This is a genomic window from Mitsuaria sp. TWR114, from assembly GCF_007997345.1.
On sequence record NZ_VOSR01000557.1, the window covers coordinates 1 to 10098 of the forward strand.

General features: G+C 70.7%; 10 protein-coding genes and 1 pseudogene. 7 read left to right on the forward strand and 4 right to left on the reverse strand.

What is annotated here, in order from left to right; genetic code table 11:
* The 4 genes from FUT87_RS19255 to FUT87_RS19265 form a co-directional block, all read left to right on the forward strand.
* The coding region (locus FUT87_RS19255) for a MaoC/PaaZ C-terminal domain-containing protein (RefSeq protein ID WP_255511925.1) at positions 1-650 on the forward strand (650 nt) is incomplete at its 5' end.
* 113 nt (positions 651-763) lie between these two features.
* Positions 764-2191, forward strand: coding sequence for an aldehyde dehydrogenase family protein (locus FUT87_RS19260; RefSeq protein WP_147242069.1), 1428 nt, complete (start codon positions 764-766; stop codon positions 2189-2191).
* A 121-nt stretch (positions 2192-2312) separates the two neighbouring features.
* Entirely contained in the window at positions 2313-2480 is a 168-nt protein-coding gene (locus FUT87_RS29050; protein WP_175538442.1) for a hypothetical protein, read from the forward strand.
* Between the two features lie 123 nt (positions 2481-2603).
* The gene (locus tag FUT87_RS19265; protein ID WP_147242070.1) at positions 2604-2978 is read left to right on the forward strand and encodes a response regulator transcription factor; all 375 of its coding nucleotides are present in this window, start codon (positions 2604-2606) and stop codon (positions 2976-2978) included.
* Between the two features lie 45 nt (positions 2979-3023).
* Here the strand turns inward: FUT87_RS19265 and FUT87_RS19270 are convergent, their stop codons facing one another.
* Positions 3024-3710, reverse strand: a complete 687-nt coding sequence (locus FUT87_RS19270; protein WP_310735264.1) for a TetR/AcrR family transcriptional regulator — start codon at positions 3708-3710, stop codon at positions 3024-3026.
* Between the two features lie 68 nt (positions 3711-3778).
* On the opposite strand from FUT87_RS19270, the gene FUT87_RS19275 reads away from it, so the two are divergent.
* On the forward strand, positions 3779-4672 hold the full coding sequence (locus tag FUT87_RS19275; protein ID WP_147242071.1) for an NAD(P)/FAD-dependent oxidoreductase: 894 nt from the start codon (positions 3779-3781) through the stop codon (positions 4670-4672).
* A 98-nt stretch (positions 4673-4770) separates the two neighbouring features.
* Positions 4771-6383 (forward strand): annotated as a pseudogene (gene nadB, locus FUT87_RS19280) (L-aspartate oxidase).
* Between the two features lie 18 nt (positions 6384-6401).
* Here nadB and FUT87_RS19285 read toward each other — a convergent pair.
* The 3 genes from FUT87_RS19285 to FUT87_RS19295 all read right to left on the reverse strand — a co-directional run bounded on the left by FUT87_RS19285 (position 6402) and on the right by FUT87_RS19295 (position 8802).
* Complete coding sequence (locus FUT87_RS19285; RefSeq protein ID WP_147242072.1) at positions 6402-6689, reverse strand: late competence development ComFB family protein; 288 nt, start codon at positions 6687-6689, stop codon at positions 6402-6404.
* Between the two features lie 259 nt (positions 6690-6948).
* On the reverse strand, positions 6949-8055 hold the full coding sequence (gene nadA, locus FUT87_RS19290; protein ID WP_147242073.1) for a quinolinate synthase NadA: 1107 nt from the start codon (positions 8053-8055) through the stop codon (positions 6949-6951).
* Between the two features lie 12 nt (positions 8056-8067).
* Positions 8068-8802, reverse strand: coding sequence for a helix-turn-helix domain-containing protein (locus tag FUT87_RS19295; RefSeq protein WP_255511926.1), 735 nt, complete (start codon positions 8800-8802; stop codon positions 8068-8070).
* A gap of 275 nt (positions 8803-9077) precedes the next feature.
* Between FUT87_RS19295 and FUT87_RS19300 the strand changes: the two genes are divergently transcribed.
* The coding region (locus FUT87_RS19300) for an MFS transporter (RefSeq protein ID WP_147242074.1) at positions 9078-10098 on the forward strand (1021 nt) is incomplete at its 3' end.

A 10098-nucleotide genomic window follows, 5' to 3' on the forward strand; every position in this document is an offset into this window, starting at 1 on the left:
CGACGGGCCATGGCTCGCCGCTGCCGATGCTCAAGCACGGCGGCCCGGGCCGCGCGGGCGGCGGCGAGGAGCTCGGCGGCATCCGCGCGGTGAAGCACTACCTGCAGCGCTGCGCGGTGCAGGCTTCGCCGACGATGCTGACGGCGATCACCGGCGAGTACGTGCGCGGCGGCAAGGTGACGGAGGACGCGATCCATCCGTTCCGCAAGCACTTCGAGGAGATCCAGGTCGGCGACTCGCTGCTGACGCACCGGCGCACGGTGTCGGAGGCGGACATCGTCAACTTCGGCGGCATCAGCGGCGACTATTTCTACATGCACTTCGACGAGGTGGCGGCGAAGGACACGCAATTCGGGCAACGCATCGCGCACGGCTACTTCGTGCTGTCGGCGGCGGCGGGGCTGTTCGTGTCGCCGGCGCCGGGGCCGGTGCTGGCGAATTACGGGCTGGACACGCTGCGCTTCGTCAATCCGGTGGCGATCGGCGACACCATCCAGGCGCGCCTGACCTGCAAGCGGCGCATCGACCGCGGCAATCGCCCGGACCAGCCGCCGCAGGGCGTCGTGGCCTGGGATGTGCAGGTCACCAACCAGCGCGGCGAGCTCGTCGCGAGCTACGACATCCTGACGCTGGTCGCCAAGAAGGCCTGAGCCCGGCCGCCGGATCCGGCGGCGCGGCTGCAACCTTCGTATGGCTTATCAAGCGGCCGATCGCTTCCTACATTGAGCGCATCGCAGCTTGAGGCCGCAGGGCCCCGTCCGCCATGATCCACGTCGACCAGACCTACATCGACGGCCGCTTCCACCCCGCTACCGGCGAGGAAGAGGTCGACATCGTCAACCCCGCGGACGAGACGGTGATCGGCCGCGCGCGCATGGCCAGTCGCGAAGACGCGCGCCGCGCGATCGAGGCCGCCGTCCGCGCGCAGCCCGACTTCGGCCGCACCGCGGTGGCGGACCGCGTGGCCATGCTGGAGCGGCTGCAGGTCGCGATGCTCGCGAATGCCGATGCGCTGCGCGAGTCCTCCATCCTCGAGTACGGCGGCCCGGTGGCGCGGTCCCAATGGGTGGCCAACTACGCGTCGCAGTGCTTCGGCGACGCCGCCCGCACGCTGTCGAGTTATGTCTTTGAGCGGCCCGTCGGTGTGGACGGCGTGTCGATCCTGCAGATGCGGCCGGTCGGCGTGTCCGGGCTCTTCGCGCCGTGGAATGCCGCCGCGGGGACGATCGCCAGCAAGCTCGCCGCGGCCATCGCCGCGGGCTGCGCGACGGTGATCAAGCCCAGCGAGCTGAGCCCCTGGCAGGCGCTGGTGATCACCCGCGCGATCCATGACGCGGCGCTGCCGCCGGGCGTCGTCAACGTCGTGACCGGCCGAGGCGCCGATGTGGGCGCCGAGATCGGCACCCATCCCGGCGTGGCCAAGCTGTCCTTCACCGGCTCGACGCCGACCGGCCAACTGATCGCGCGCGCCGCGGTGGAGTCGATGAAGCGGGTGAGCCTGGCGCTCACCGGCAAGTCGGCCTCGCTGCTGCTCGACGATGCCGACCTGCGCGTCGCCGTGCCGCTGGCCCTGGGCGCGGCCTTCATGAACAGCGGACAGGCCTGCGTCGCAGGCACGCGGCTGCTGGTGCCGCGCACGCGCCTGGCCGAGGTCGTCGAGCAGGTGCGGACCGCGGTCGCGACGATGCGCGTCGGCGATCCGCGCGATCCGGCGACGGCGATCGGCCCGATGGTCAGCCGTACCCAGTTCGAGCGCATCCAGCGCTACATCCGGCGCGGCCAGGAACAGGGCGCGACCCTGGTGGTCGGCGGCGAGGGCCGCCCCGAGGGACTGACGCGCGGCTGGTTCGTGCGGCCCACCGTCTTCACCGACGTGCGCAACGACATGGACATCGCGCGCGAGGAGATCTTCGGGCCGGTGCTGTCCATCCTGCCGGTGGACTCGGAGGAACAGGCGATCGCAATCGCCAACGACTCGCCCTACGGCCTCCAGGGCTATGTGTTCTCGGCCGATGAAGCGCGGGCCCGCCGCGTGGCCGGGCGGATCGAGACCGGCACGGTGCTGGTCAACCGCGTCGCGCCCGACCTGCTCGCGCCGTTCGGCGGCGTGAAGCTGTCGGGGCAGGGGCGGGAGTTCGGGGTGATGGGCCTGGAAGCCTTCCTCGAACCCAGGACCATCACGATCGGCTGATCCCAGGCGGGGAGGGGCGTCGCTTCGGCAAAGCCGCAGCGGCGCCCAGGAAGTCCGGCCTTGAGTGGCAGGGGCGGGCCGCCCACACTGCGGCCTTCCTTCCACCTCGCCGCTCACGACCTTGGACCTCCTCACCACGCCTGTCATCGCCGGACTGCTCTTCACCGGGACCCTGGCCCTTGTCGCCCTGATGGCCTGGCGAGGCGGCAGCGAGCGGCGCGACGTCACCTTCCTCGCTTCCGCGGCCGGCTTCGGCGGCGTGTGCACGGCGATCGCCGTCGTGGTCTGAACCGGTGCGCTGCTCGCGCGCCGGATACGACCCGTTGCGAACTCGACGCCCCTGACGCCGCTGCGTGAATCGGCCTCGCGCCAGAATGCGTCGCAGCATTCAGACCGGGGAAGGGAAAAGGGCATGCGTGTTCTGCTCGTCGAGGATTCCGAGTTCATTCGCACGCAGTTCCTGCGGCTCTTCGAAGGCCTGGCCTTCGTCGAGGTGGTGGGTTATGCGGATAGCGAAGAGGACGCGGTCCAGGCGATCCCGGCGCTCAAGCCGGACGTGGTGCTGGTCGACCTCAACCTGCAGGTGGGTTCCGGCATGCATGTGCTGAGCCGCGCGCGCCGCGGCGGCTACACCGGCAAGCTGTGGGTGCTCAGTAGCCGCGACCCGGACTTCTACCGCTCGCTGTGCGAGAAGCACGGCGCCGACGGCTTCTACGACAAGGCCCACGATCAGCTCCAGCTGCTCGACGACCTGCGGGTGCTGGCCGGCGAGAAGCCGCTGTTCTAGGAACGTCTTCAGACCCCGTCCTGGCGTCCACGCCGATGAAGGCGCTCATGCGCCGTACGCCGCCATGAAGACCCGCACGGCCTCGCGCAGAAGCGCGCGGTTCTCGCGGGGATCCGGCGCCTCCAGCTTCAGCAGCCCGCGCATGTGCGCGGAGCCGAAGAACATCGACAGGAACAGGTCCGCGGCCTGAGGCGGGTGCCGCACTTTCAGCGTGCCGGCCGCGTGGGCTCGGCGCAGGTAGGCGGCCAGCTCGCCCATCACGCGCTCCGGGCCTTCCCGGTAGAACGCCTGGCAGGCTTCCGGCTGCACCCCCGCGACGCCGTAGATGGCGCGCAACGCCCCCAGGGCGTCATCGCCGCGCGCGAGTGCCAGGAAGCGGGTGCCGATCGCGAGCAGCGCCTTCTCGGGCTGTTCCGGATCCAGCGCCCCGGCGCCGGGGACGCCCGCCACCACCGGTGCCGACCGGTCGCGCACGACCGCCTGGAACAGCCCTTCCTTCGAGCCGAAGTTGTTGTAGACGGTCATCTTGGAGACCCCCGCGTCCGCGGCGATCGCGTCCACGCTGGCACGCTCCAGGCCGTGCTCGTTGAAGTGCTTCTGCGCCGCCTCGAGGATGCGCCGGCTGCGCTCCGGATCGCGTGGCCGCCCGCGTTGGGGCTTGGGAGCGGGAGTCGGGGTCGAAGACATGGGCGCAATTAGTGGACTTGACAGTTCACTATAGCGGCCGCACATTACTGTACTTGAAAGTCCAATAATTGACGCAAGCTTGCGTACTCCCCTTGCAACACGGAGCCCTCACCATGGATGACGTCATCATCATCGGCGGCAGCTTTGCCGGCCTCGCCGCCGCCCTGCAGCTCGGCCGCGCCCGCCGCCAGGTCACTGTCCTGGACACCGGTCTGCCGCGTAATCGCTTCGCCGGCCATTCGCATGGCCTGCTCGGCCACGATCACAAGTCGCCGCTGGACATCCTGGCCGAGGCGCGGCGGCAACTGGCGCGTTACCCGACGGTCAAGCTGGTCAATGCGCGGGCGGACAGCGTCACCGGCGCCATCGACGATTTCTCGGTCCTCACCGGGGATGGCGAACGCCGTCGGGCACGCCGCGTGATCCTGAGTTATGGCGTGGCCGATCAGATGCCGAGCGTTCCGGGCTTCGCGGACTGCTGGGGCACGTCGATCGTGCCCTGTCCCTACTGCGATGGTTTCGAGGTCGCCGGCCAGCACTGGGGCCTGCTCTGGTCCAGCCCGCAGTCCCACCAGTCGGCGCGGCTCTTCCAGCACTGGACCGACCAGCTGACCGTCTTCGCCAACGGGCACGACATGCCGCCCGAGGTCCGGGCCGATCTTGCTGGCCGCGGCATCCCTGTCGTCGAAGGCCGGATCGTCGAGATCGCCCATCAAGAGGGCCGCATCGCCGCCGTCCATCTCGATGCCGACCGCCACGTCGCGGTCGACGTGCTGTTTGCCCACCCGCGCAACAAGCCGTCCGCCAGCCTCCATGAATCGCTGGGCCTCGCCACGATCGACACGCCCACCGGCATCGTTCTCCAGGTCGACGACCGCCGCCAGACCAGCGTGCCCGGCATCTACGCCGCCGGTGACCTGGCCACGCCCTTCCTGCCCTCGGTCACCCAGGCTTCGTCGCAGGGCGCGATGGCGGGTATCTTCGCGCAGCAGTCGATGCTGGCTTGAGCGCGGGGATTCGCGGCTCCGGTTGCCGCGAGCCGATTTGACCGCTCGTAGAATCGCCGACTCCCAAGCGATGACGCCCTGGTGACGGGGCGATGACGATGACAGCAGCTGTTCCGACCGGTGCCGCGCAGACGCCGGTGGTGATCGTGGGTGCCGGCCTGGCCGGACTGACCGTGGCGCTGCACCTGGCCGATCGGGTGCCGGTGATCGTCCTGGCGAAGCGGGAGCTCAACGAGGCCGCCACCGCCTGGGCCCAGGGCGGCATCGTCGGCGTGCTCGGGTCCGACGACAGCATCGAGAGCCACGTCCGCGACACGCAGGACGCGGGCGCCGGCCTGGTCGACGAGGCCACCGCCCGCTTCATCGCCGAACGCAGCGCTGACGCCGTCGGCTGGCTGGTCGAGCAAGGGGTCCCGTTCACGCCCGACGAGCAGGGCCCGCTGGGCCTGCACCTGACCCGCGAGGGCGGCCACGCCGTGCGCCGCATCGCCCATGCCGCCGACGCGACCGGCAAGGCCATCCACGACGCGCTGCTGGCCAAGGCGCGGCCCATCCCAACATCGAGCTGCGCCAGCGCTGGATGGCGCTGGACCTGATCACCTCGCGCCACGTGCAGCGCGAGGAGCCGTCACGCTGCTACGGCATCTACGCGCTCGACATGGACGCGCAGCGCGTGGACGCGATCGCCGCCCGCGCGGTGGTGATGGCCACCGGCGGCGCCGGCAAGGTCTATCGCTACACGACCAATCCGGACACCTCCACCGGCGACGGCATCGCCATGGCCTGGCGAGCGGGCTGCCGCATCGCCAACATGGAGTTCATCCAGTTCCACCCGACCTGCCTCTACCACCCGCAGGAACGCAGCTTCCTGATCACCGAGGCGCTGCGCGGCGAGGGTGGTCATCTCAAGCTGCCGGACGGCACCCGCTTCATGGCGGCGCATGACGAACGCCTGGAGCTCGCGCCGCGCGACGTCGTCGCCCGGGCGATCGACTTCGAGATGAAGAAGCACGGCCTGGACCACGTCTGGCTGGACGCCACCCACCTGGGCGAGGCCTTCCTCAAGGAACATTTCCCGACCATCCACGCGCGCTGCCTGGCGCTGGGCATCGACATCGCGCGCCAGCCCATCCCGGTCGTGCCGGCCGTGCACTTCACCTGCGGTGGCGTCGTGTCCGACCTGCAGGGCCGCGCCGACCTGCCCGGCCTGTATGCCGTCGGCGAGACCGCCCACACCGGCCTGCACGGCGCCAACCGGCTGGCGAGCAACTCGCTGCTGGAGTGCGTCGTGCTCGGCCGCGGGTGCGCCGCCGACATCCTGTCGCAGCCAGAGCTCGACCCCGCGCCGCTGCCCGCCTGGGACGAGAGCCAGGTCGAGGATGCGGACGAGCAGGTGGTCATCGCCCACAACTGGGACGAGCTGCGGCTGCTGATGTGGAACTACGTCGGCATCGTGCGCACGACCAAGCGGCTGCAGCGGGCGCTGCACCGCATCGACCTGCTGCGCGCGGAGATCGACGACTACTACGCCAACTTCCGCGTCAGCCGCGACCTGCTGGAGCTGCGCAACCTGGTCGATTGCGCGGAGCTGATCGTGCGCTCGGCCCTGCTGCGGCATGAAAGCCGCGGGCTGCACTACAGCCGCGACTATCCGCGCACGCTGCCCGCCAGCCTGCCCACCGTGCTGGTGCGCAACGGCAATACGCGCTGAGCGGGGCGGGCGCCTGGCCTAGCGCTGTCTCGCCCGCAGCGCGCTGCGCGACTGCACGAATTCGAAGGCGTGGGCGACCGCTTCCTTGATCGCGGCGTCGACGTCGTGGCGTTCCTGCTCGGTCAGGTAGAACGAGTAGTCCACGGCATGGCGGATGTAGCGTGGCGGCAGGCGGTTGAGCGCAACGCAGGCGACGTCGGCCAGCAGCTCGGCCTCGCGGTGGATCTCGGGATACTGCGGCGCGGATTCCATCACCGCGGCGAACACTTCGCGTTCGTGGTGGTTGTAGAGCGAGGTGAAGTCCATGGGCGCGTCCTGCGGAGTGGCCGGGTTGGCCGGGATGACCGGGGATGGAGCGCAGCATCGCGCGCTCCGGCGCAAATGAAAAGCCCCCCGGCGACCCTCGTTCGTGTGGGGCGTGAGGCTGGCATCGCGGTCCTGCGGCGAACCCCCTCACCCTCACCCTCGCCCTCTCCCCCTTCGGGGGCGAGGGGATGACCGGGCGGTATGACTCCCTCGCCCCGCGTGCGGGGAGATGGTGGGGGTGAGGGGTCTTCCGCCGCCCTCAGGCGGCGCCGATGCCCGGCACCAGCGCACCGGCCGCCTGGCGGGCCTTGAGCTGGGCGGTGAAGTCGAGCATGCGGTCGATGCACCCCAGCGCCTGCGAGCGGATCGGCTCCTCGACGAAGATCTCCCCGCTGCCGTGCTCCAGGCAATCGACCAGGCCCTGCAGCCCATTCATCGCCATCCACGGGCAGTGCGCGCAACTCTTGCAGGTCGCGCTGTTGCCCGCCGTCGGCGCCTCGATCAGCACCTTGCCCGGCGCCAGCTGGCGCATCGCATGCAGGATGCCGTTGTCGGTCGCGACGACGTACTCGCGCGCGCTGCCCTCGACCACCGCCTTGATTAGCGCCGAGGTCGAGCCCACCACGTCCGCCTGCGCGACCACCGAGGCCGGCGACTCCGGATGGACCAGGATCATCGCGTCCGGATGCTGCTCGCGCAGCAGCTCCAGCTCCAGGCCCTTGAACTCGTCATGCACGATGCAGGCGCCGTTCCACATCAGCATGTCGGCGCCGGTCTGCTCCTGGATGTAGCGGCCCAGGTGGCGATCCGGCGCCCACAGGATCTTCTCCCCGCGAGCCTTGAGCTCGCTGACGATCTCCAGCGCGCAGGAGCTGGTGACCATCCAGTCCGCGCGCGCCTTCACCGCGGCGCTGGTGTTGGCGTAGACGACCACGGTGCGGTCGGGATGGGCGTCGCAGAACGCCGCGAAGTCCTCGGCCGGGCAGCCCAGGTCCAGCGAGCAGGTGGCGTCCAGGTCGGGCATCAGCACGCGCTTCTCGGGGCTGAGGATCTTGGCGCTCTCGCCCATGAACTTCACGCCGGCCACGACCAGCGTCCGCGCCGCATGATCGCGCCCGAAGCGGGCCATTTCCAGCGAATCGGACACGATGCCGCCGGTCTCCCGGGCGAGGTCCTGCAGGTCGCCGTCCACGTAGTAGTGCGCCACCAGCACGGCGCCCTTGGCCTTGAGCAGTTCGGCGGCGCGGGCCTTCAGTTGCTGGCGCTGGCTGGGCGTCAGCGGCGCCGGCACCTTGGCCCAGGCATGGGCGGTGCAGGTGGCGCCTTGCGCGTCCTGGCGGGCGAAGTCGTAAAGAACCTGTTCCATAGGGCCGGAATTCTAGGTGTGACCGAAAAACCGGCTCGGCGGCATGCCGACCGTGCGGGTGACCATCGCGGTGAAGGCGCTGGCGCTGGCATAACCGAGCTCCGCGGCGATCACCTGCATCGGCTTGCGACGCGCGGCCAGGCGCAAGGCCTCGGCCAGCAGCGCCTGCTGCCGCCACTGGGCGTAGCTGCTGCCCAGTTCCTGCCGGAACAGCCGCGACACGGTGCGCGCGCTCGCGCCGACCTCGGCCGCCCAGTCGTCCAGGCTGGCATGGCGCATGGGCTCGGCCAGCACCGCCTCGCACAGCCGGCGCAGGCGCTTGTCGGTCGGCAGCGCGACCCCCAGCTGCAGCGTCGGCGCGCGGCGCAGCTCGTCCAGGATCAACTGGCCGATCCAGGCCTCGCGGTCGGCGACGGCGTCGCCCGGCTCGACCTCGTCCCGGGCCATCTGCACCGCCAGTTCCCGCAGCAGCGGCGAGACCTCCAGCACGCGGTTCGAGGCCCAGGCCGCGGCGTCCGCCGGCGGGTTCAGCAGGTAGAGCGTGCGCAGCTCGCAGCGCTCGACCGCCGTCACCGCATGGACCACGCCGGCCGGGATCCAGACCCCGCGCGACGGCGGCACCAGGAAGGTGGCGCGGTCGGTGCTGACGCGCACGACGCCGGTCACCGAGAAGACGAACTGGCCCCAGGTGTGGAAGTGCGCCTGGATGTCCATGTGCCCGTCCAGGCTGCGCGACTTGGCGCGCACCGGGCGCTCGGCGCTGGGCGCGTAGCGGCGGGGATCGAGCGGCGGCAGGCTGGTGCGGCCCGGGGCCTCGGGCAGCGGCGCCCGGGAGGCCCGGGACGCGTGGGGCGCGCGGGCCGCTCCGACGACGCCCGAAGGGCTGCCCCCAAGGGACGGACGGGATCGCGCCGAGGGGGCAGGGGGGCGACGGCGGGGCGGGAGGGGTTCATGGCGGAAACTCGACAGAACTTGGCCGGCTATCGTAATTCCGTCGTGAAGGCCCTGTCACCATTTCGCCCATGAATTCCGCCACCACCACCACCACCGCCACCGCGGCCGCGCTCCCGTCGCTGAGCCCCGCGCAGAGCGCCAAGCGAGACATCCAGACCATCAGCCTGATCGGCCTGGCGCACGGCACCTCCCACTTCTTCCACATGCTGCTGCCGCCGCTGTTCCCGGTGTTCATGCGGGAATTCGGCCTGAGCTACTCCGAGCTGGGCCTGCTGGTGACGATCTTCTTCGTGATCTCCGGCGTGGGGCAGGCGCTGTCGGGCTTCCTGGTGGACAAGACCGGCGCCCGGCCGGTGCTGTTCGTCGCGCTGGGCTGCTTCGTGCTGGCCTCGCTGGCGGCGGGGACGGCGCAGGGCTTCGTCGGGCTGGCGCTGGCCGCCGCGCTCGCCGGCCTGGGCAATTCGCCCTTCCACCCGGTGGACTTCACCATCCTCAACAAGCGGGTGTCGCAGCAGCGGCTGGGCCATGCGTTCTCGGTGCACGGCATCACCGGCAACCTGGGCTGGGCGGTCGCGCCGGTGCTGCTGATCTCGATGCACGAGGCGACCGGCCAATGGCGGCTCGGCTACGCCGCGACGGCGGCCTGGGCGCTGTTCGTGATCGCCCTGCTGGCGTTCAAGCGCGACGCGATCGACGACAGCCAGGGCGCCTGGGGCCATGAGAAGGCCGGCGCGGCCAAGGCGCCGGTCGACGAGCATCCGATGGCCTTCCTGAAGCTGCCGTCGGTGTGGCTGTGCTTCTCGTTCTTCTTCTTCACGACCTCGGCGCTGAGCGCGATCCAGAGCTTCGCCTCGCCGGCGCTGTCGGCGATGTACGGCGTGAGCCTGGCCAGCACCGCCTTCGTGGTGACCGGCTACATGCTGGCGGGCGCGGCGGGGATGATCGTCGGCGGCTTCCTGGTGGCGAAGTCGCAGAACCTGGAGCGCAACATCGCCGGCGCGATGTTCGCCGCCGCCGCGCTGCTGGCGCTGACCGCCACCGGCTGGCTGCCCGCGACGGCGGCGCTGATCGCGGCGGCGACGGCCGGCT

Bases quoted from the DNA above. Each gene is read 5' to 3' on its own strand.
- nadA (WP_147242073.1), bottom strand. From the start codon at position 8,055: ATGGAACAGGTTCTTTACGACTTCGCCCGCCAGGACGCGCAAGGCGCC.
- FUT87_RS19275 (WP_147242071.1), top strand. From the start codon at position 3,779: ATGGATGACGTCATCATCATCGGCGGCAGCTTTGCCGGCCTCGCCGCC.
- FUT87_RS19265 (WP_147242070.1), top strand. From the start codon at position 2,604: ATGCGTGTTCTGCTCGTCGAGGATTCCGAGTTCATTCGCACGCAGTTC.
- FUT87_RS19270 (WP_310735264.1), bottom strand. From the start codon at position 3,710: ATGTGCGGCCGCTATAGTGAACTGTCAAGTCCACTAATTGCGCCCATG.
- FUT87_RS19285 (WP_147242072.1), bottom strand. From the start codon at position 6,689: ATGGACTTCACCTCGCTCTACAACCACCACGAACGCGAAGTGTTCGCC.
- FUT87_RS19260 (WP_147242069.1), top strand. From the start codon at position 764: ATGATCCACGTCGACCAGACCTACATCGACGGCCGCTTCCACCCCGCT.